The sequence below is a fragment of the Paraliomyxa miuraensis genome (assembly GCF_026337845.1).
Taxonomy (GTDB): Bacteria; Myxococcota_A; Polyangia; order Nannocystales; family Nannocystaceae; genus Paraliomyxa; species Paraliomyxa miuraensis.
In genome coordinates this window covers 22,246-44,460 of sequence record NZ_JAOVZF010000129.1, presented here as the reverse complement: position 1 = coordinate 44,460, position 22,215 = coordinate 22,246, and the positions used below count along the sequence as shown (strand labels likewise).

General features: G+C 66.5%; 17 protein-coding genes. 12 read left to right on the top strand and 5 right to left on the bottom strand.

The genetic code is table 11. The annotated features are described in order from the left end of the window. Positions 1-9: 9 nt before the first annotated feature. From OEB96_RS03305 to OEB96_RS03260, 10 genes are all read left to right on the top strand, one after another. A complete protein-coding gene (locus OEB96_RS03305) occupies positions 10-1,476 on the top strand; it encodes a right-handed parallel beta-helix repeat-containing protein (protein WP_266213955.1) in 1,467 nt (488 codons plus the stop codon). 244 nt (positions 1,477-1,720) lie between these two features. Further along, positions 1,721-2,650 (top strand): PAAR domain-containing protein, encoded by a 930-nt coding sequence (locus tag OEB96_RS03300; RefSeq protein WP_266213954.1) that lies wholly within the window; start codon positions 1,721-1,723, stop codon positions 2,648-2,650. Then, positions 2,647-3,708 (top strand): hypothetical protein, encoded by a 1,062-nt coding sequence (locus tag OEB96_RS03295; RefSeq protein ID WP_266213953.1) that lies wholly within the window; start codon positions 2,647-2,649, stop codon positions 3,706-3,708. The genes OEB96_RS03300 and OEB96_RS03295 overlap by 4 nt, the downstream gene beginning before the upstream one ends. Next, complete coding sequence (locus OEB96_RS03290; RefSeq protein ID WP_266213952.1) at positions 3,698-6,109, top strand: type VI secretion system Vgr family protein; 2,412 nt, start codon at positions 3,698-3,700, stop codon at positions 6,107-6,109. Before OEB96_RS03295 ends, OEB96_RS03290 begins: the two co-directional genes overlap by 11 nt. Before the next feature lie 19 nt (positions 6,110-6,128). Next, positions 6,129-6,539, top strand: a complete 411-nt coding sequence (locus OEB96_RS03285) for a hypothetical protein (RefSeq protein ID WP_266213951.1) — start codon at positions 6,129-6,131, stop codon at positions 6,537-6,539. 88 nt (positions 6,540-6,627) lie between these two features. Further along, a complete protein-coding gene (locus OEB96_RS03280) occupies positions 6,628-6,981 on the top strand; it encodes a hypothetical protein (protein WP_266213950.1) in 354 nt (117 codons plus the stop codon). 68 nt (positions 6,982-7,049) lie between these two features. Next, a complete protein-coding gene (locus OEB96_RS03275; RefSeq protein WP_266213949.1) occupies positions 7,050-7,589 on the top strand; it encodes a DUF6484 domain-containing protein in 540 nt (179 codons plus the stop codon). Next, the gene (locus OEB96_RS03270; RefSeq protein ID WP_266213948.1) at positions 7,586-8,281 is read left to right on the top strand and encodes a helix-turn-helix domain-containing protein; all 696 of its coding nucleotides are present in this window, start codon (positions 7,586-7,588) and stop codon (positions 8,279-8,281) included. The genes OEB96_RS03275 and OEB96_RS03270 overlap by 4 nt, the downstream gene beginning before the upstream one ends. After that, positions 8,278-9,630 (top strand): hypothetical protein, encoded by a 1,353-nt coding sequence (locus OEB96_RS03265; RefSeq protein WP_266213947.1) that lies wholly within the window; start codon positions 8,278-8,280, stop codon positions 9,628-9,630. Before OEB96_RS03270 ends, OEB96_RS03265 begins: the two co-directional genes overlap by 4 nt. Before the next feature lie 113 nt (positions 9,631-9,743). Continuing rightward, positions 9,744-10,367, top strand: coding sequence for a hypothetical protein (locus OEB96_RS03260; RefSeq protein ID WP_266213946.1), 624 nt, complete (start codon positions 9,744-9,746; stop codon positions 10,365-10,367). Positions 10,368-10,698: 331 nt separating this feature from the next. Here the strand turns inward: OEB96_RS03260 and OEB96_RS03255 are convergent, their stop codons facing one another. Both OEB96_RS03255 and OEB96_RS03250 read right to left on the bottom strand, forming a co-directional pair. After that, positions 10,699-11,442 carry a hypothetical protein gene (locus OEB96_RS03255; RefSeq protein ID WP_266213945.1) on the bottom strand — a complete coding sequence of 248 codons (744 nt, stop codon included), beginning with the start codon at positions 11,440-11,442 and terminating at the stop codon, positions 10,699-10,701. Further along, positions 11,414-17,806 carry an ATP-binding protein gene (locus tag OEB96_RS03250; RefSeq protein WP_266213944.1) on the bottom strand — a complete coding sequence of 2,131 codons (6,393 nt, stop codon included), beginning with the start codon at positions 17,804-17,806 and terminating at the stop codon, positions 11,414-11,416. The genes OEB96_RS03255 and OEB96_RS03250 overlap by 29 nt, the downstream gene beginning before the upstream one ends. 149 nt (positions 17,807-17,955) lie before the next feature. On the opposite strand from OEB96_RS03250, the gene OEB96_RS03245 reads away from it, so the two are divergent. Beyond that, positions 17,956-18,507 (top strand): leucine-rich repeat domain-containing protein, encoded by a 552-nt coding sequence (locus OEB96_RS03245; RefSeq protein WP_266213943.1) that lies wholly within the window; start codon positions 17,956-17,958, stop codon positions 18,505-18,507. 438 nt (positions 18,508-18,945) lie between these two features. Further along, a complete protein-coding gene (locus OEB96_RS03240) occupies positions 18,946-20,100 on the top strand; it encodes a tyrosine-type recombinase/integrase (RefSeq protein ID WP_266213942.1) in 1,155 nt (384 codons plus the stop codon). Positions 20,101-20,424: 324 nt separating this feature from the next. Here the strand turns inward: OEB96_RS03240 and OEB96_RS03235 are convergent, their stop codons facing one another. The 3 genes from OEB96_RS03235 to OEB96_RS03225 form a co-directional block, all read right to left on the bottom strand. Further along, entirely contained in the window at positions 20,425-21,084 is a 660-nt protein-coding gene (locus OEB96_RS03235; protein ID WP_266213941.1) for a hypothetical protein, read from the bottom strand. 36 nt (positions 21,085-21,120) lie between these two features. After that, positions 21,121-21,402, bottom strand: coding sequence for a hypothetical protein (locus OEB96_RS03230; protein WP_266213940.1), 282 nt, complete (start codon positions 21,400-21,402; stop codon positions 21,121-21,123). Between the two features lie 346 nt (positions 21,403-21,748). Next, complete coding sequence (locus OEB96_RS03225) at positions 21,749-22,069, bottom strand: hypothetical protein (RefSeq protein ID WP_266213939.1); 321 nt, start codon at positions 22,067-22,069, stop codon at positions 21,749-21,751. Between the last annotated feature and the right edge of the window lie 146 nt (positions 22,070-22,215).

The following is a 22,215-nucleotide window of genomic DNA, read 5'->3' as shown; positions in this document are numbered from 1 at the left end:
GTGACAAAGATGCGTGCCTCGAACTCGATCAGCATCAGCCCCTCCCTCGCGGGGCTCGTCCTGGGCATCGTCGCCGGTGCCTGCACCTACGAGATCCCAAGCCATTGCAGCAACGTCGGCGGCGACGCGACTTGCCGCGAGCGTGGGCAAGGGCAGTTCTGCGACGCGTGCGTGCTCGACAACGACGGGTGTATGGAGGAGATGCCCGGGCCTTCGTGTCACTTCGTGGGCGAGCCGGAAACGGTGGATAGCTCTAGCAGTTCGGGCGGCTCGAGCTCCGGTGACGCCACCCAGGGCACGACGAGCGAGACCGACGGCATGACCAGCACGGGCTCGACCACGACGACGACCGACGGGCCGTGCATCGTCGATGAGGACTGCTCCGATGTCGCGGCGCCCCTGTGCGATCCCGCTGGGGAGTGTGTGAGCTGCGAGCAGATGTCCGATCCGAATGCTGCATGCGCAGGGCTCGATCCCACGACGCCCGTATGCGAGGCGGGGGTCTGCGTGCAGTGCACCATGGAGGACGCCACCGCCTGTGAGGGGATGACGCCGGTCTGCGACGACGCGACGAACGCATGTGTGGGCTGTAGCGCCCATGAGCAGTGCGGAGAAGCGGCGTGCAACCTCTTCACCGGTGCCTGCCTCCCGGGGAGCGCGATCGTGCACGTAGGGCCGGGCCAGACATTCACGTCGATCGGCGCGGCCGTGGGTAGCTTCGTGGCGGGTGCGGAGGGCACGATCATCGTGCACCAGGGCACCTATGACGAGCCCGTGACCGTGGGTGGAGGGCGCGTCCTCGGCCTCCTGGCGAGCAACGGGGACTTGCCTCTGTGGGCGCTCATCGGCGGCGGAGCGCCGCAACTCACGGTCAACGAAGGCACCGTGCTCATCGACGGCTTGCGCCTCTCGAACAACGGGTCGTCCATGCACCCCGGGATGCTGCTCGTCGGGGGGCAGGCGTGGCTCGACGATGCGCGCGTGGTCGGGAACGCTGGCGGCGGCATCACGGCGCAGGGAGGCGAGCTGGTGCTCCGCAACTGCTTCGTCGGAGCCGGCGTCGACTCCAACGTGCTCAACTCGCAGAGCGCCGTGGTCGACGTGCTCTACTCGACCCTAGGCGCCAACCTCGGGGCCAGCACGGCCATCACGTGCAACGCGGCCTCGACGGTCACCGTGCGCAACAGCTTGGTCGTGTCTCGTGACGCCGGTCCCGAGGTCGTATGCCCGGGTGCCTCCGCGAGCCACACTGCGGCCGAAGCCCTGCTCGACGGCACGGACAACCTCGCGCTCGGTGACATGAGCACGACCTGGTTCCAGGACTACAACGGCGGCGACTTCCACCTGACGATGCCACCGATTTCCGTCGCCAACGCGGCGCGCTGGGAAGACGGCGATCCCCCGGCCGATATCGACAATCAAGCTCGCCCACAGATCGATGGCGCGCCGGACGTAGCCGGTGCCGACGTTCCATAGGGAACGACCCGGGCCTTCCCTCGACTCCTTCGGCTGTCGACGTTCCCACGACCGCTGCCGAACGGTGGCGGCGGGAGGGACATGCTTGCCCCCAGTGATCATCACGAGCCCCCGTAGGTACACCCACCGTAGATAGTCGCCTCCTCCAAGGGCGCCGCTCCTCGCTCGTGGCCAATTGCCGTGGCTGCGTCGGGTTCTTGCGTCCTCGATGCGTCTGCGCCCAGCGACCTTTCAACGAGTACCCATGACCCTCCACCCCCCACCTGTGAACCCAACCCTGGGCGCCTGGGATGCCTTGACCGAGGTCGTGCACGCGGTGCGACTTCCCGAGCGCTTCCGTCGAAGGAAGCCTCGACCCGAGGGCAAGCAACCGACCCACACGGTGGAATGGCTCGACGACGACCGAGCCCAGTCCCTTCGGGCGTTGCTCGATCCGGCTCTGCGGGACGCCGCACGGCGCTCGCGTGCGGATGGCCGGCCCCGGCCGATGATCGCATCTCGGGATTCCCTGCGAGCAAGCAAGCCGGCGGTGTTCGAGCGACTCGTCGACCTAGCCGAGCACCCCGAGCACCTCCTCGCGGTCGACGTCGACGACGCGGTGTGGTGCTTCGACCGGAGCGAGAGCGGGTGCCTGGAGCAGTGGAGCAAGCTGGTGCTCACGCCCGAGGCCGGGTTCGCGGCACGGGTGGGCGACGTGATGCTCCACGGCGGTCCGGTAGCGCCGGGCCCGGGCAGCTCCAATGTCTTCATCGGTGGCCGCCCAGCGTTGCGTAGCTGCGACGGCCACGTGTGCCTCCGGGCCGAGCTCGGACCGCATGCAGGCGGCGGGTTCGTGGCGACGCAGACCAAGGTGAAGTTCAACGGCTTCCCGGCCCTGCGGGTCGGCGACTACGTGGACGAGGGGCCGCACGGGTTCAACCCGATCGCGATCGGTTGCCCGTCGGTGGTGATCGGGCCGACGCCGCGACCAGTGGTGGGCTGGTGCTCGACCGGGACCAAGCCCTCGCCACGACCCGCCGGCCTGCCGTTCTCGTGGCGCCGCATCGAGCCCGAGCCAAGCGAGCGCAAGGAAATCCTCGGGCTCGTGCTCGACGGACCACGCGCACGAGCCCAGGGCGTGGCTCGGCCGACCCGGCTCTGGGCCGAAGCAACGCGAGAGGACGACCGACGATGACCACGCTACGAGCCCCACCCTTTCGCGACGCGCCGCACGTGCTCGAGCAGGTGGCGCAGACCCACCGCCGCCAGGCGATCGTGCCGACCGGCGATCCGACCCTGGCCTACTCCCTGCCGATCCCCAAGGGCTGGGGCCGTGTGCAGGGCCTTGGTGTTCAGGCCCCGGCGGGGCGACCGGAGATCCTCGGGCTCTTCGCGCCCGACCCCGACATCGAGGGCCCGCGGATCATCGTGTCGGCCACCCGCCTGCGGTGGGACGTCGACCCGGTGGAGTGGGTGCGTCATGGATGGGAGCTCGCGGGCTGGTCGATCGCGATGGCTCAGCCGCTCGAGGCCCGCTGGCACCCGCGTTTCGAGGTAGGCGGCCTGCGGACGATCGACCGTCGCGTGGAGGTGCGTCGCGCGACCGGGTTCGTCGACAACGGGCGCTTGCTGCGGGTCGACGTGGCCGGGCCTGCCTCGACCTGGGACCGGATGCACGACGTCCTGTGGCCGTGCGGGGTGCTGATGGCCCTGGACCGGCCGACGTTCTGCCGCGAGGTGGAGCCCCGGGTGCGCCGCGGCGGGCCGTACATGGCGTTCTGCTTGCCAGAGTCCTGGACCGCCCGACCGCAGCCGCCCCCATGGGTGGGTACGACGCGATGGGTGGCCGAGCCCACCGACGCGGCGCAGGGCTCGGTGGGCCTGCGGATCGACGCCACCCGCTGGCAGTACGACCGCCCCGAACCAGTGCACACGCGGCAGCACCGACTGCACCACGAGCTGTGGACCCACGGGATCGCGCTCGCACGCCAGCCCAAGCGGATCCCCCCGGGCTCGGCCATGGGCACGTCGGGGCTCGTGGGGATCTACCTCGCGACCGCCCGCGACAGCCAGCAGACCTTCGAGCTCCGCTTCGCCCACCGCGACGTGGACGGCTGGAGCTTCGACTACACGGCGGTGGTCGCCTCGCCCGAGCGCTACCCGCTCGATCGCATGCGGGCGATCCGGGCGCTGGAGATCGCCGTGGCCACCACCGAGATCCAACCCGAGGAGCACACCCCCCATGCCGCATGACGTTCAGGTCCACGACGCGCTCCCGGATGGCTTCGACGAATTGCCGCCGCCGCGCGTCCGGCTGTACCTCCAGCTCCGGGGCGACCCGGACGAGCACGAGTGGGCGGTGCGGTCGTTCGTGCTCGACGAGCGCCTGCATGCTCCCTACGCGCTCGCGGTGACGGCCATGGGCCCCCTGCCCAAGGCGGGGATCGAGGGGCTGCTCGGCGGGCGCGTGGTGCTCGAGCTCGCTCGCGGGACCCATGGGCGAACCGTGCACGGCATCGTGCTCGAGGCCGAGCTCGTTCGCGGGGTCGAAGGGAGCGAGGTCGAGCCGATGGTGGAACTCCACGTGGTGCCCGCGTTCGCCCTGCTCGGGCTCTCGCGACGCAGCCGGATGTTCCAGGGCCAGTGCGTGGTGGAGATCGCGTTGGCCGTGATGGGTCCGGTGCTGGCCGAGCACGGTGGCCTCGTCTGCGTGGAGCGGCTGCTGCGGCTCCATCCGCCGCGGGACTATTGCGTCCAGTACCGCGAGACCGATCTCGACTTCGTGCTGCGGATCCTCGCGGACGATGGGATCACCGTGCTCTTCGACCACGACGCGGGGGTCGAGACGGTGGTGCTGGTCGACGCCAACGAGGTGCTGCCCAACGCGGGGCGGGAGCCGCTCGAGAACGACGACCGGTCGCCGCCGCGGATCCCCTTCGTGGGCCAGGACGTCGACGAGCTACCGTTCGAGGGTATCGCCGCGCTGGGTCGCCAGAGCCGGCTGCGGCGGCGAGAGTGGACGGCGACGGCGTGGGACTGGCAGGTGCGGGGGATGTCGGTGCGCTCGGAGACCAGCACGATCGACCCCGCGGCCGTCGGCGAGTGGTGGGAAGCGGACGAGGGACGGTTCGACGAAGCCGCGGCGGCGGAGGGACTGGCCGCGGACCGCATGGGGCGACGGGTGCAGCTCCAGCGGGGGCGTGACCACGCGACGGCGACGCGGCTGCGCGCGTGCTCCAATGTGATCGGCCTGCGTGCGGGCTCGGTGTTCGAGTTGCTCGAGGGACCCGACGACGAGCTCGGCGACCCGTGGGTGGTGATGGCGGTTCGCCACGAGGCTCGCGCCAAATGCCCACGCGAGCTCGGGAGCGAGGCCATCGAGGGAGCCGAGGACCTGCGAGCGCTCGCCGACGACACGGGCGAAGCCGAGGGGGCGCCCTTCATTTACGGCAACGACCTCGAGTGTCAGCCGTTGCGAGCACAAGTCGTGCCGCCTCGGCTGACGAAGCCCCGGGCCGTGGGCATGCAGTCGGCCGTGGTCACGGGACCACCCGGCGACGCGATCCACACCGATCGCTTCGGTCGCGTCCGCGTCCGCATGCTGTGGGACGAGCAGGTGCACGAGGGCGAGCCCACGTCGTGCTGGCTACGCGTGGCCACGCCCTGGGCGGGTGACGGCTTCGGTGCAGTGTTCATCCCGCGGGTGGGCACCGAGGTGCTGGTGTCGTTCATCGACGGCGACCCCGACCGGCCGATCTGCTGCGCCTGCGTCCACGACGGCGTAGCGGGGCCGCCCTACGAGCTGCCCGGGCACGCCACCCGCACCGTGCTTCGCACCCGGACCATCGCTGGCGAGGGCTTCAACGAGCTGTCGTTCGAGGACTTGGCGGGGGCCGAGGAGGTGTTCCTGCATGCCCAGCGCAACCTCCGTGAGCAGGTGCTCGCCCATCACTGCACCGAGGTGGGTCGCAACCAAACCCTCGCCGTCGAGGGCTCGCGCATCGCGAGGGTCGGCAAGGACGACACCACGATCACGGCCGGCGAGCACCGCCACATCGTGAGCGGCAAGGCGACCGCCCGCTTTCGCGGTGGCTACGCCGTGCACGTCGGGGAGGTGACGACCCCCGTCGAGCTCTCCAGCGCTCCCATGGACACGGAGCCCGAAGCACCCGCAGGGGGCTTCGAGCTGCGGTCGGTCGAGCCGATCGTACTCCGCTGCGGTAGCAGCCGCCTGGAGCTGCGCCCCGACGGCATCGTGCTCCGAGCCCCGCGGATCTCGGCCGCGTGCCCGAGCACGGCATTGGTGCTCGAGCAGGACGCGGCCACGCTGCGGGCGGCCAAGAAGATCGAGCTGGGCACCGACATGCTCGTGGCGGTGACCGCGAGCATGGCGGTGCTCAAGGGCCCGACCACCGAGATCGAGACCACCAAGCTCGCCATCAAGGGCGACGAGATCGACGTCGAGTCCGCGAGCCGCATCGACGTTCGAGGTCGACGCGTCGGGATCGAGGCGGACGAGCAGATCGACATTGCCGCGGATAGCCGCATCGACGTTCGAGGTCGACGCGTCGGGATCGAGGCGGCCAGCCGCATCGACATCGTGACGGAAGGCGAGGTGAGCATTCGTGGCACCGAGAAGATCGAGCTCAACTGAGACACGAGGGAGGCAAGACATGGAAGCGGAGATCGAGGCGTGGCGGGTGGAGGTCGAGCGCCAGTTGAAGGCCATCGAGCAGGACGTGCTGGGGCACGAGCCGAGCGGGCGCAAGCTGGCGCAGTTGTGCGAGGAGCTGAAGATCCTCGCCTGCGTAGTGGCCTGGCACCGCGAGCAAGGGAGCATCACGAGAGCCGCCGCACGCCGTGGCACGAGCCGCAAGGTCCTGCGCGCCCATGTCGAGATCTGGGCGCAGCGGCACCCGCAGCACGTCCCGGATCGGCCGAAGCATCCGAAGCGACAGCGTGGGATCCACTTGTCGGCCGAACAGGAGGCGAAGCGGGCGGAAGCTCGGGAGAAGGACAACGCCAGGCACCGAGCCAGACGGGCCAAGCTGCGTGCAGAGCGGCGAGCCGCATCGACATCGTGACGGTAGGCGCGGTGAGCATCAGTGGCGGAGAAGATCGAGCTCAACTGACGAGCAGGAAAGGGATGGGAGCTTGGATACTGCGATCTCGATGGTGATGAAGATCCTCGGCGGGGACGTGAAGACGACGGATCCAGAGCTGGGACACGACTGGCATGCCGAGCTGACGGGACGCTGGAAGACGCTTGGTGAGCGGGTGTTCGTGCGCAAGCCCAAGTGCCCACCCAAGTTCGTGGAGATCATCCGCGAGGGTGGCGTGCTGGTCGCCGTCTGGGCGGTGGTCGAGAACCAGGGGAACCTGACGTTCGCGGCGACGTGGCTCGGAACCAGCCGGTTGGCCATCCGCAAGCGACTGCGTCTTTGGCTGGAGTCGAGCCCCACGCTGATCCCGATGCCTGCGGTGGCCTTCTTGCACTGGTCGCCGGGCAAGAGAGGTGAGCGATGAACGAAGAGTCACTCGAGGAGTCGAGCGCAGCGAAGGGTTGCGAACCCACGCTCCAGTTCGAGCCGCTGGTGGGCACCGTGGTCGAGGTCTCGCAGGACGGCGAGGTCGTGGTGGAGTTGGTCGCGCCCAATGGTGAATGCCTGCGATGCAAAGCGCTCGCGACCGTGCCGGTCGAGTCCGCCATGGTCGGGCAGCCGGTGGAGCTGACGTTCATCGAGGGCCACCTGGACCGGCCGGTGGTCACGAGGCCATTCGACATGAAAGCGGAGTTTCGGGCGCAGTGGGATGCACTCGGCCGCAAAGTGCTGGGGCTCGACTCGGACCCGCGCAAGCTTGCCGAGTTGCTCGAATGCATCGGCTCCCTCGCATGCATGACCGCGTTGCTCGATGCAGCAGGGAACGTCACGCACGGCGCCATGAGCGTTGGCGCGGGTCGCAGGACGTTCCGGGAGCACGTTCGTCGATGGAAGCTGAACAATCCCCACTTCGCTCCCATGCTCGAGGCGTTGGGCGTTGGGCGACCGAAGGCAAAGAGGCAGTCGGTGGGCGAGGCCGATTGCGCCGCCGACCGGAGCCATCCGGAGTCGCACGAGGAGGGGACGCGGTGACGGCTGCACGACGCCCAGCCAGCAGGCCCAAGATGCAGGGCGAGCTCGTGATCGACCTCCACAAAGTGGTGCGCTTGGTCGAGGGCATGAAGGTACGGGAGCTGGCGCAGTGCGCCGGGACCACGGTGGAGGCGGTCGTGTCGCGGGTCGTGATCGCCGGGAAACTCCCTGGGTCCCTGGGGCTCCGGGGACATTGCAACCCCGAGCCCGAGGTCTCCAAAGAGCCCGAGGTCTCCAAAGAGCCCGAGGTCTCCGAAGAGCCCGAGCCCGAGCTCGGCCGGTTCTTTGGACGAGCGACGCGGCGAGAGATCAAGGTCATCGTCGACCGATGGGTGCTCGGGCGAGTCCTCGTCGCATGCGAGTGGAACATCACCCACGCCGCCAACCGGCTCGAGATCAGTCGCAGGAGGCTTCGCCAGCGGTGGGCAGCGGTGCGTCGTCCAGCGGTCGGAGCATTGATGGCGAAGCTGGCGAGCTCCGAGCCGGTGCGGGGCATACCCGCGGGACCGTCGTTGGCCGAGCTGCTCGAGCGACGGGCGACGCACCGCGAGATCCACCGCGTGGTCGATCGATGGGTCGTCGGGCTCATGCTCGCAGCTGAGGGAAGCAACGTGACGCAGGCGGCCAAGAACCTCGGGACCACGCGAAGGGCGCTTCGTGGAATCCGAGACTCGAAGGTGGAGGGCTCGTGAGCATGGGCGGAGCGGGGCAGATGTTGGAGCCGTATCGCGAGCACCTGCGGATGGTGGGCGGGCTCTACGACCTGCGGCAGCAGTGGCTATGCGGCTGGGAGGCCACGCTCGACGAGCTGGCCGAGGTCGAGGCGCGGGTCGACGAACATCTGCGGATGCTCGAGCGCGGTGGTTCGGCGGCCCTGGGGGTGGCGTTGATCGACGCGGCCCCGGCGGACCCGTGGACCTTCTACGCGTGGGTGGCGTTGGCGTGTCGGCTCCACCAGTTTTCGATCGTTCGGGTCGCGTTGCTCGAAGTGGAGGTGTGGTGCGAGGAGTCGACCGACGAGCGGGCCACGGCTTCGCTGCGGCAGGCGGTGACGGATGCCCTGGTGCACCACTTGGCCGGCGGTGCGACGGCGCTCGTGGCGGAGGCGCTGCGGGACGCCGGGCCGCACGTGGCGTCGGTGTTGGCGACGTGCGTGGGGGCGCGAGGGTGGGCCGCGGCGGCCGACGAGCTGCGGGATGCGGCGGGGCGGGAGTGTGCCGATCGTCCGGCGGTGCTGCGGGCGTTGGGGCAGCTACCCGGGACGGTGCCGGGTGCGGTGCTGGCCGCGGTGCGCTGTGGCGAGCCGGTCGTGGCTCGGGCGGCGGCCGTGGCAGCGCTACGGAGCGGGGACGCGTCGGTGCTCGATCGACTCGCCCATCGCAAGCGCGCGCCATGGGCCGCATTGCCGGTGGCGATGGGCGGCGGGCCGGCCATGGGGGCGTGGCTGATGGAGGCCGCGCGGGGTGAGGAGCCGGCGCAGGCGTTGGTGGGGTTGGGAGTCTTCGGAGATCCGCGCGGGCTCGAGGTGCTGGTCGAGCAGCTTCGGACGGGGACACATGCCGAGGCGGCGGCTCTCGGACTGTTCCTGCTCACCGGGGCGCGCCTGGAGACGGAGGACGACATGGAGAACGAGGCGGTCGACGACCGGGCATGGACGGCATTGGCGGGCTCCGGGATCAGCATCGAGCCGGTGCTATGGGAGCGGTGGCTGGCGGAGCACGGCCAGCGGCTGCGGCCAGGGCAACGGCATCGGCTCGGAAGGCTGGCAGGGCCGCATACGGACCTCGACGTGCTGTCGATGGCGCTGCCGCTGCGGTTGCGACGATACCTCGCGGACGAATTCGTGATCCGGTACGGGGTGCAGTGGAGCTACGAGCCCGATCTGCCGGTGGTGCAGCAACGGGAGATCATCGAGCAGGTGCGGTCGCGGCTGGATGATCCCCGCATGCGGTTCGTGGACGGGGAGTGGTACTTCTACGGGCGGCTCGCCCCGGTCGAAGGGGCGGCGGCACCGAGGCGCTCGGGGCGACCCAAGGCGTGATCGCGACCGTGCTCCGCGTCGACCGGCCCAGCAGATCATCCTTCCCCGGGGCAACACTTCGAACCTTCACCGTCGAGCGGTCCAAGCCCGAGGCTGCGCTATCGTAGTCCGGCATGCGCGACAGCGACGAAGTCCTGTTTCCCCCCGACCAACGCGACCCCCGCTGGTACATGAATTCACCGGTGGAGGTGCGGTGGGACGCCCGGCGGGAGATCGAGGTCGCGGTCGTGAGCGCCATCGGCACGATCATGGTCGCGCGCAACGAGCTTCCCGACGACCACGACGAGAGCGACGAGGGCGCGCACTACGTGAAGGCCGGGACGATCCGCATCGCCAAGCCCTTCTTGGGTGAAGCCGACGCGAACATGGAGATGGACGCGTTGACCGGCGACCACGAGTATCTCGCGGGCGCGCTGCTCGACGGTACCGGCTACGACGAGGACTTCTATGACTGGTTCGAGGCCGAGTTCGGCTTGTTGGTCAGCGGGGATCCGGTCTTCGTGCTCGACATGAAGATCCGCGAGGAGCATCGGGACCCCGAGGCCCTCGTGGCCGCACACGCGGCCTTGGACGCGCTGGCCACGTTCGGAAGCATGACCTCCCCATTGGTGACCTTCGACGTCGAGCAGACCAATCCCAACATCCCGCCGGGGCTGCGCGACGAGGGCTCGTGGACGTGGGTTCACGCGCTTCGGGCCAAGCGTTGGAAGCACGTCTACGTCACCGCCCGGCCTTGAGGGAGAGGTAGGAGTCGAGCCTGCCTCGGTCGTGCTCCGACGGCCTCATCTGCTGCCGGTACCCCCGGTACCACCACCGCCAATTCCAGCTCTCGCGCTGCCCATGGGGCGCCAACGGCCACTCATCTCCGCACTGCTACAGTCGCCCGCGTCTTGTCTCGTCGTCGTCTACCGCAACCTCGCCGCCGCGCTGGGCCTGGTCCCCAAGCGCGGGACGAAGCCCCGTGCATAGCGCGGGTCGGTACACTAGGTCCGGGGTCCGCCCCGTGCACCGTGCACTGCCTTCGTCGGTCGAACGTGGGTCGTGAGGCGGCGGTCCCTCGAGCTTCCGCTAGCTCGGTTCCTCCGTTTCGGTGTCGGCCCGCCCCGATGGTTGGGCGGCATCTTGTTCGGCAAGTGATGCTAGTCCGTCGCGGACGGTTGCTAGGCCTTTCAATGCCTCATCAAGCATGGACAGAAGGGTTGCCCAAGTATTCCCTTCTGCAGTCGCGGCTGCTTGGGACTGGGGCGCACTACTCGTCTCCATGGAGTTCTCGACATCCACATCCGCGCCGCAAAGCAGGTCTTCAAGTCGATCTGCGAGACCCTCGTAGGGTTGCGCCTTGGCAATCGTTATCCACTCAGAGAGGTCGTCAAGAAGGCGTTGCTCTTCCTCGGATAGGGACTCGGTCGCTACCTCTGGCGGGGCATCTTCCGGCAGCGACAAGGCCGGGATAACCAGCGCGATTGCGACTCGACTCAGTTGGTCGACGACTGAGCGTGCGTGGCGCAGCGGCGTAGGGAGATCGATCGTATGGAAGACGGAACTACCCGGGCGAACGCGCTCCAACATGGACACCACTTTCTCATAACGGCGCAACGGATCGGCGTTCCCGGGTAGCGCTCGCCTGTGTTCCCAGATTCGTAGCACGGTCTCCGTCGCGCGGTGTTCTGCGTCTGCTCTCGCGGCGCTACCCACGTCGGCGGTTTCAGCAGTCAGAATGAGCTCGGCGACGTGGTGCGCCATCCACCTCGCGAGCGTGTCGGAACCGTTCTCCAAGCCAAGCTCATGGACCAGATATTTCCCCAGTTCCAACGCGTCCGGCTTCGTCTTCCACGGTGCCGTCCCGTCGGAGAAGGAGGATTTTCCGGGCTTGGGACTCTGTGACTTCTTCGTCGTTGCCGTAGGATCGTTGGTCATACGCTCTGCTCCGTCGGTCGAATCGCACCTCGAGTATCAAGTCCAAGCCCCGTTGCCGTAGGAACTCCAGCAGTTGTTTCCGCCTCACGACGAGCCGGAATCCATCGGAGCCCCGGTTGTCACGGTATCCTGGTGGACTGCTGCCCTTCGCAGGCCGGCTGCTCCAGGAGTGGAGTTCGAACACGCGCTCCGACGTTACAGCATCGCGCCAGCATTGGTTTCGACCGGACCTCTTCTCGAGGTTCAGAGCCGCACAAGTGTCGGCTGATGGCTCGATAGGTGGAGGCCGGTGGCCGTGCGCCAGCGGATCGAGCCCATCGATGCCGATGCTAGCGCCTGATGTGTCGTCCAGCCATCCGAGAAGGCGGTATGGCGGGTTGTCGAACTCGAGCCTATTTCCAGCAGGTGGGAGTCGATAATGCGCGAAGTGCTCCGCTGTTTGCAGGGCTCGTACGAGAGCGGGCGCAGTGTCCGGCGCAACAAGAGCCGAGGCCACGGCGCACGAGAGCGAACTCTCCGATTCGACCGAATACGATGCATAGACCGTGACCCATTCGCCCTCGATACCGATTTCGCCGGTGAAGTCAGACGCAGCAGCGTCGCTCCCCCACAGGACTAAATCGTTTCGTGGAGGCGCCCTCATGGCGTCCTCCAGTGGTACGGGGCCGAGGAGATCCGCGAGCCAGTACGGTGGGGCTGACAACTCTTCGATGCCTGCGAAGTCATCGACGGTGCCACGTTCGCCTAGACCATTGTCGGCGTTGGTAGCGAGAGAACCCAATACACACCACATCGCGTGCCACTCGAGATGCGTTTCCCAGAGTTCCACGATGGGCTGATCGCCGTGCCGATGGGCCCATAGATCGTAGCGGTTCCCACCTATGCGGCGGCTGATTCGGGCGTAGGCGGCGTTGCGCTGTGCGTCTGTAAACCCCCATTCGTTCACGATCCAGCGTTCCGCCTTGGCCAAGAACTCATCCTGGCGGAGGCCTATCCGGTCCGACGCTGGAGAGTACCAGTACGGTATCGTGTCCATCGGGTCAAAGTCGAAACGGCGCGGTCCAACTTGGAGTTCTTCATGAGATGGAGATGTCGCGCTCGCGTCGTTTGCTCGGCTGCCTTCAGGCGACGCATTGTCGTCGGCCGGTCCGTCTGTCCCGGGTTTCAGTAGCGCGAGGGCCCTTCGAGCGGAGCGCTGTAGAAGCAGGTGAGGCAAGGACTGGTCGTTCGCAATTCGCTTGAGCAGTTCCGCGTGGGGGTGCAGCAGTCCAGGGCGATCGAGCGCGATTCGTTCCGCGGCGATCAGGAGCCAAAGTCTCGCTCCGAGCCAAAAGAAGGGGGCGCCGGAGTCGCGGTACTCATCCTCGGCCCGACAGTGATATCGGTCCAGCACCTGCTGCACGACCGAGTGCTCGCCAAGTGTCGCGGCCCATCGAAGCGAGTGCGCACTGCGCCATCGTATGCGACTGTCGGTGTCGCCGAGCATCGCGAACAGAAAGCGGGAAGTCGCGACCTCTGTTGAGGGCTCGTGACTTGCGGGGGCGGCGGAACTCATGGGCACTAACCCTTGTCGTTCTGCCAGTGTATCGACGAACCTCAAGAGCACGGCAGCCGCGGTCTTGGCACTACATCGTTCGAGCCAGAGTGCGACCAGTTCATAGAGAGAGCGTGCTGTTAGCGTGCCGGCGTGGCGAGAGAGGCCGCGGAGCAGCGCTCGGGACAACGCGTCCCCTGGTGCCGTGGACCGGTTCAACAGCTCCGCAAGGTCAAGGTGTCCGTCGTAGTACTCTGCAAAACGCGGCAGCGAATCCTCGACTAGCGTCATGAGTCGGTCGGCGCACCAGCGACGGACGGCGGGGGAACCGTCAAACCAATCCCTCACGCTTTTGCAGAGTTCTTCCACCATCGCCGTGTTATGCTCGTAGGTCGCATCGCTGGCCAGGGTGCGGATGCCGTCCAGGAAACGCGCGCGGTCCTTCACGGTGACAGACCGACGGAGGTTGGCGAGATGGGTGGAGGTGCGCACATAGTCGTTCCTAGCCTCCGCCTCGGCGATCGCCCCGTCGAGACACCGACGAATCGACTCTGCATCGGGCTCCATGGCAGCGGCATTGGCATTCGGAGCATCGGTGTGGTAGCCCGCGGACGTGTGCTCTTGTCCTGCTGGTTTGGAACTGGAACGCGGCTCCAAGGCCAAAATCTTTCGATAGTAATCGGCCGTTCGTGCGAGTGCCTCGACCTGGGGCTCGTTCGCCGGAGCGGAACACAGGCCAAGTACCGCTCGCGTGACGGCTTCCCGTGGCTCGACCTTCTCGATGAGTTCGTGGTGGGCCAACTGTGCTGCGACTCGCCGTCGTGTGGATTCATCAGCAATGACAACGGAGGACGCGATATCCTTAATCAACAGCGATCCCGGATTCGAGAGAAGGGGCACAAGGCTGCAGGCCACGGTGCCCGACATCTGACCTGTCGACAGGGCTGCCTGGATCGCAGATGGGAGTGTATCGTCCAGGGAAACCGTTCCCTCATCGTGCCATCGACCAATAGCGGCAAGCGCATCGGCGACACGAGTGACAGCGATAGCCCGCACCGCTGTATGCCAGGGGAAGTCGTCCGGGAGCTTCTTTGCTACCTTTGCCACAACCTGTGCAAGCTGACGTGCGACTTGTCCGCGGAGTTTGTCATCGAGTCCTGCCCTACCAGTCACGGCGGCGGCGGCAAGCGCCGTGAGTTCATGAACATCGTCGGCGTCGGTATCGCCACCTAGCTCCAGAGCATCCGTGAAAATCGCCTCGGCATCGTCCTGGCTGAACGGGAGCAGTACTCGTGCGAAATCGGTGAGAGCAGCGATTCTAGCGGTCGCCGGGGCCGGGGCGCCGGCGACCGCTTTGGCGCGCGCCCCCACGTGCGAGATCAGCTCTCCGTGAAGCGGGACCTGTAGTCCCGCTGCTCTCCACCAATCCTTCTCTGGCGCCTCGAAGTCGTCCCCTTTTCCTGAAGCAGTAGCCAACGCCAGCCGCATGCAGGCGAGGGGATCCAAGCCAGGACGACCTGCTAGTCGAATCAACGCAGTTGCTAGTCGCGCGCGAAGAACTCTAGCCCAGTACTCCTTCGCTGTGTTGCGCTCTGCTGCGTCCAGCTCAGCCAAGAGCCTATCGCCATCAACTTCCAACGCGTCCGGCGACGCCGACCCGAGGATGATTGCGGCGCGGAGGCGATATAACGCAAGGTATGGGGCGTAGAATCGCCGAACCTCCTCCTCCCGACGAGCCTGTGCTTGCCGTTCGGCGCGGTCGGAAGGCGTCCGCTCACCCTTCATCCAATAGGTTTCGGTGTCCAAGGCTCGGCCATCGAGTGCTTCTCGCAGTGCTACCGCGCGTGCACTGGCGTCAAACGCCGCGCTCGACGCGACGGAGGACATCTGGCTCACACCTCGGAGTTGCTCGGCAGACAGGATGCGCAGCAGCGGGTCCACATCGGTGACCCTGCAGCCAAGGGCTAGAGCGATCTCGGCACCAGAGAGGAGGAACTCGAGAATCCGGTTCTGAGTCTCTTGGTCTCCGTACGATTCGACAAAGCGGGAGTAGTTAACCAATGGAAAGCGGGCGATAAGGCGGAGGAGCTTGCCTAGTCGGTGTGGATCGACGGCTTGTCCGGCGAGGGCCAACGCGATCAACGGGATCGCGTTCCATGGCGTTTTTCTGGCTCCTGCGTCGGCCAAATTGCGAAGCATATCGAATTTCCCTCGCGTGGCCAGCCTGCACGACAGACCGATTGCGACAGTGGCCTGGAGGACCGGAGGCCTCCAACGCAGAAGGGCATCCACGGCTTCCTCGGGTCCTTCGAACTCCAAGACGGCCTCAATGTTCGCCAGAACAGCGCGGTCACTGATTGGCCAAGATCTGCCGTGACCCGACTCGCTCGAAGTTTCTACTTCGCGACGCTTGAGCCACGCGACGAAGTGCTGGTAGCCGTGCAAGTAGTCATGCCTGCTTCGCCGTTCTGCGGCGTTCACGAGGCTGTGCAAGAGAATCTCACCATGGGTAGCGATTTGTTGTGGATCGCGCAGAACCTCGTGACGAATCGAATCCTCGAAGAACGCCACAGCAAGATCGGGGTTGTCGGAGAGGGCTCGGTTGATCGTCCGTCCGCTCCGCAGTGCGTGCGCGCCAAGAAGCAAGGTGAGCGCCGCTTCAGCCGGATCGTCCAAGTCTTGCGCACAGCGCATAGCGGTCTGCAACCTGCTCAGCTGAGTCCGGCGACGCAGGACAGGATCTTTGAGCGCGTCGAGGCGCTCCGCGCCCTGCACGACAGCGAGTAGCTCGCGCTCGCGCCCATCCGCAATCAACGCGAAATGAAGGTGCGTCGCTGCGTAGGCATCGCTGGCGTGGTTGGCGAGGACGTAGTTGGCGAAGCTGGCGTATGTAGTGGCCTCTGCCGGTGTTCCGCGCACCCGAAGGAAATCCTCGAAATCCTCGTCGGCAAGGCCGATATCCTGCCCATCGATGACAACAGCCGGTTGCAGGTCGTGGCAAATGTCCATGACCTGCAACTCCTGGAGTCCGGTCGTGGCTGCCACCACTCGCGCAGGAGTAGGGCGAGGAAGCTGCACGAGGGACGCACAAAAGTTCGCAAAGTCGCTCCCTTCACCATGTTTATTGGCCGCCTCCTCGAGCCGTTCCTCAAATAGCGCATCGAGCGTCTTTCCATCGGGTTGCAGAAGGAGAATCGGATCCTGGTCATACTTCGCAGCTTCGTCGAATACGTACGATTGCACCCGCGGAGTTCCGTGGGTAAGCGCATGGAACTCGCGAAGCCACTCGTCGTTGGCGGCGGCAGTTGGATACCGTAGCTGGACGTGCTTCTTCGTTTCCCGTAGATCGAAGACCGAAATCTCCAGTTTCAGCCAATCGTCGGGCAGGTTGAGATCTGCGAGTCGCGAACCACGACACGTGACCATCAAACGCACGTTATCGGGTAGCTTACCGAGGTCGATTAGTTCACGAACGAAGCTCCTTTCCCCCGACGTGCGCCTCTTCGCGGCAGCGAGAGCGTTGTCCGCCGCGTCGATGGCGATTAGAAGAACCGCATCCGGATCTCGAGCTTGGAGCGCACTTGCCGCGAGTTCGACTCGCTTCGCCAGGGTTCGGGCATTCACGTTGTCGGTCAGCAACAATGGCAAGTGCAACTGCTCTGCGAGTTCGTTGCAGATCTGCATGAACGCGTCGCTCGCTATGTCGCGCCGCGATGTGGACTGGAGGTAGTCGCCTTCTCCGTAGCAGTCGTAGAGCACTGCTGCGGACCCCTTTGGAAGCCGATTCTCAATGAGCCGTACCAAAGTGGTCTTCCCCGAGCCGGCGGGGCCGTGGATGCAGACACGACGTGCTCCTTCGCGCAGTCGCTCCCCGATCGTCTCCGCGCATCGCCGTTCAACGAGAGTCTTTGTGTCTCGGAACTTTGGGGGGCACGGGAACAGCAGCGAAGGATCCGCGAAGCCGAGGGCCGTGTAGAGGTCAAGGTATGTGATGGTCTTGCCGTTGCCCTCGGGGCCCATCCGATTCGCGATCAATCTGAGAAGGGCGTCGGTTGTCGGTCGCGCGTCCCACCACGTCGAACCGGAGATCAGTTCGACACACTTCGACTCGATCTCGAACCGCGAAGACCGTCCGTAGCCGGAAGAGTCGAGCGCCGCCATAAACTGTTGTATTCGGTTTGTGGGCAGTCGTGCTGCTCCACGCAACTGCCGGCGGTTCTCGGACCGGGCCTGCGCCCGGTCCGATGGGAGTCGGGCGGCCGCGTCGTCAGCGAGCATGGCGTCGAGAAGGTCTTGCGACGCGGGTCTGTTGCTGACGAGTCGCACAACGATGCCCCCATCGCGCGCTAGCTCTGGGTACTTGTCGGCGATCGCGCCGAAGACTTCTGCGAGCCGTCCAAGCACGCTTCGCTTACTCTTCGATGTGGAGCAGAGCGCGGATACGGTCCATTGCGTCGACGGGGACGCGCCCGAGTATTTCAGCTGCTCGATTTCGATTCCTGCTATGTTGCCTGTTGTTCGATCTCCGCGGTAGAAAGCGCAGTCGACACCATCCCACTGACTGCTTGTCGTGCCCGCCTCGTCGTCTGGCGCTACGCCTTCGACGGTGACCTCCAAGAGGTCTGATTTCGGGTCCAGGAGCTCAAGGCTGCGGTAGAGCGCCCAAAGCTCGTGGAAATCGTCTCCTGCGTTTGATCCGCGGGCTCCCCGGTAGTCTGGTCGCATGCTCGTTCGCCTCCGGCAGTCTATCGCGATTGAGCATCCCGGCCGCGCAAATGATCCCGCGCCCGGGCGGCGTCAAGGGCAGATGGCGAGCCAAGGGGGCTGGCGAGCGGAGGCTGGTCGGCGGGCGCCGATCGCCGTATCCTACGGCCGTGGCCTCGCCTTTTCCGATCATCGTGCTAGGCGAGCACCTCGACGTCTCCGCCGAGCACTTCCGGCCGCGGAGCCATCGCGGTCCGTACGACATGACAGATGTGCGGGGGCTCCGTGCGCTGCCCCGGCTGCGGAGCGCGAGCTTCTACGACGTGCCGATCGACGACGAGGGCCTCGCCTTTCTGTGCGAGGTGTCGACCCTCAAGAACATCGTATTGCAAGGCACCCGGGTCTCGAACGACGGCCTGCGCCAGCTCGCACGTCTGCCTGCGCTGACCCACTTGCGCCTCAAGGACAACCCGCAGCTGACTGACGACGGCGTGCCGCACCTGCTCGCGATCTCGCGCTTGCAGGACCTGCAGGTGCACGAGACCTCGATCACCGCGACCGCCCTCCTTCCGCTGGCGCGGTTGCCCGAGCTAAGCGACCTGTGCGTCGACGACGAGACCGGAACCGAGGCCGAGCTGCGCGAGCTGTCGAGGCAGATGCCGCGCTGCGAGCTCCTTGTCAAGGGTTGGGGAAGCCTGCGCGCGGGCGAGCTGCGCTCGTGAAGCTCATCGCCGTGCTGCTCGAGCTTCACGCGCCGACACCTGGGTCACCAACGCGTTCGTGAACCTTGGACTTCGGGCCGACCGAGGAGGAGCGGCGCCGAACCTCGGTCCCCTTCGCGAGATCTTGGTCGACGTCGTGCGCACCATGGAGTTCTTCGCGGCGGACTGGCGCACCTGGGACAGCGAGTCCGACGTCAAGAACGTCCTCCCCCGCATCCTGGAGTTCCTGATCGAGCACCCGGAGCTGCTGGAGAGCCCGGGGCCGTGGGCCTGTTCGGGTACAAGTTCGCGCAGCCTGCGGAGAAGTCTACTCCGCTCGCCTCGAATGACGCTCTCCTTCCTCGCGCGGCCATCTCCGCCCTGCCTTCGGCACTCGCCCGCGCTCACGCTATCCTTCTCCCGCCAAGTTGCTCGTCCTCCGACACAGGAGACGAAGCAATGACCATTCGACGAATCCCATCCGGAAGCTGGATGATCGACATCAACATCAGGAAGCCCGACGGGTCTTGGATCCGGGTCCGCAAGGTCAGCCCGGTGCAGACCAAGCGGGGGGCGGCGCAGTACGAGCGAGAGGTCCGAGCGGCCGTGCTCTCTCGGAGCGGCGCGAAGGAGGAGAAGCGCAAGCCGGTGCGGACGTTCGCGTCCTTCGCCGGGTTCTTCATCGAGACGTATGCAACCACCAACAACCGACCCAGCACCGTCCGCGAAAAGCGGCGCGCGCTCGGCCGTGGTCTGCTCGACGAGCTCGGGCGCCTGCGGCTGGATCAGATCTCCGCTCGCCACGTGGAGAGCTTCAAGGCTCGCCGCAAGAAGGACGGGGTGGCGCCCAAGACGATCAACGAGGAGCTCGCCATCCTTTCGAAAATCCTCGGGTACGCCGAGGAGATCGGGGAGCTGACGACGCAGCCTCCGAAGATCCGGCGGCTCAAGGCCCAGAAGCCGGCGTTCGACTTCCTGGACTTCAAGGAAGGCAATCGCCTGCTGCAGGCGGCCGCTCGAGCACCGCAGCCGTGGTGCGCGATGATCCCGACGGCGATGCTGACCGGCCTACGGCTCGGCGAGCTCCGGGCCCTTCGCTGGGACGACATCGACCTCGTGGCGGCACGGATCCACGTGCGCCAGGCGGCCGACGACGTCAACGTGCTGCACCCGCCCAAGAGCGGCCAGTCGCGGGTCGTCGATCTCCCCCGCAAGGCGGTGGAGCTACTCGGCGCCCACCAGCAGCACGCACGCGGCGAGCTGGTGTTCAGCCGCCAGGACGGCTCGATGCTCCAGCGCTGGGAGTGCGAGTCGAAGACCAAGGCCGCCAAGCACGACCACGCGCTGGCCAAGGCTTGCCGCGCGGCGGGCCTCCGACGGATCGGCTGGCATGCCCTCCGTCACACCTACGCCTCGCACTTGGTGATGAGCGGGGCGGGTCTGCTCGAGGTCAAGGAGCTCCTTGGCCACGCGTCGCTCGAGATGACGATGCGGTACGCCCACCTCAGCCCGGGCGCCCGCCGTCGGGCCGTCGAACTGCTCGACGGAGCAGATTCACGGCAACATAGCGGCAACGGCGATCCGTCCGACGAATTTAATCCAAGGAATTCATGAAGTTACAGGCGGAGGCGCACAGGAATCGAACCTGCCCATGGGGTCCGGCGAACGCACTGAGTAGCGCGGGGTTGGCCGCCCAAACCCCCGAGATGGTTCGGTTCCTGGCGTCTTTCTGAGCTCGGTGAGTGGGTGGAGATCCGGGCGATTTTGCGGCGAAGTCCGATCCGCGCGGCACCGCGGATGGGGTAGGAGAGCGGGGGTCAGCTGAGGCCGTCTCGGAGGCGGTGGAGCGCGATCGCGGCCCCCCACCACGAGAACGGCCAAGTGCTCACCGGGGGGAAGCACGGTCGCATCTGCAGGCGCCGCTCAAGCGGGCGACCTTCACCGCCAGCGTCGTCGCTTCTTCTTGCGTTTGGCTGTGTCGTCCCGGTCGGCCGGGGTGGTGCTGGCCGCACGGACGTCCTCGGCCGGCTGACCCGACGCGGCTGCGCGCTCGAGCCCGAGCGAGGTCTGAACGCTCGCGGAAGTACGCGGCGCGGCGGTGGGCGGCACCTCGGGTTCGTTCGCCGTCGCGCTCGCGTCGTTGTGCTCCACCTCCACCACGCGCCCCGTCAGCTGCTTGGGCTCGGCGACCACCTCGGCTTCCGAGGAGTCGGCGTGGATCACCTGCGACACCACCCGCTCGGTGACCTCGCCGAGGTAGGTTCGCAGGCTGCTCGAGATCTGCTGGAACTCCGGCCACAGCGTCTCGTCGACGAATCGCCGCGAGACCCTCGCCATGACCGTGGTGTGCCGCTGGCGATGGTAGCGGTACGGCCGAATGCCGTAGCGCCGCAACAGCGCCACGAACACCTTGCGCGACCACATGTCGGCCATGGTGAAGCGGTACTCGACGGGGGGATCTTCGCGCTCCCATGCCTCGAGTCGCTCGCGGATGCGCTGTCGCGCGCGGTCGGCCGCCACCCGCTCGCCGGGCGTGGTGGCTCCGGCGAACAGGGCCTCGATGGCGCGGAGCTTCTCGATGAGTCGCTTCTCGTCCATGATCTCAGCTCCTTGTTGCCGCTCGTCCCTTGGCGCCTACCCAGGTCGCTTGAAGCAGAGGAACGCAGCGCCGCCCGTCGAGATCGAAGCAAGCTCCCAACCCTCGGCACCCAGCTGATCGAGGTGCTGTTCCAGCGACTGCACGTTCTTCTCGGCGTTGAGCCCGGTCGAAGGCCACGTCGTGCACGTGTACTCCCAGCGCGGACCCGCATGCGCAGCGGTAGCCGTAGGCACGCCGAGCGAGGGCACGTGCTGTGCAGTCATGCAGCCGAGGACGAATGCGACGGAGAACGAGAGCCCGAGGAGGAATTGACGCACGCGCCGAGACTAACCGAGACCGTCGTAGTACCCCAGGCCCGACGCGCTCGAAGTTCGAACAGGCGGGTTCCGTCGTAGATCCGGAAGACTTGGCCGTGAAGGCCGTTGCCGTAGGCCGTAGGCGACGAGGGATCGCTGACCGCGGGCGTTGTAGCGCAGGTCGGTGACGAAGCTGGTCTGGTGGTCCGCGACCCCCGCGACCCGACATGGCTGGGTCGAGGGATCGGTTGGAGTAGCGGGTGGGATGCCACGTTTGGGTGAGCACGGGCGCCACGTCGAGCGAGTTCTCAGGCCCAGCCTCGAACGCGTCGGCGTCGCGCTGCTCGACGAGCCCGAATCCCCGGAACTAGCGGATCCACTCTGCGTGCTCGAATTGCTCTGGGGTGTAGATGCCGATGCCGAGACTGAACAGGCCGTCATTCATCAGAATGACTCTTCCGTCGCTTGCGTCGGCAAGGGCACAGGCGAGGGCTACCAGCATCCTCGGTTCGTCGTGGGATCGCCCTCCACCGGAACTCAGGCCGAAAGAGTGACCCACACGCCGCCATTGCTGCGCGAGCTCCTCGGCTTCCGTTGGAGACAGATTCCTACCGTAGTCTCGTAGGTATTCGAGCTCGCTGTCCTCTGGCTCATTGGGGAGTATGGTGAGCGAGAGGGTGTTCTCCACGGCGAGCTCGAAGTAACACGTCAGGACGGGAGACAGAGGTTCACCGCCAGGAACCACGGTTCCTTCACCCAGCCGCCGCATCAGAGGATCGTCACCCAGTAGCGCTCTAGCTCGTTCCCCCAAACGGTGAATCCAACCGCTACGCA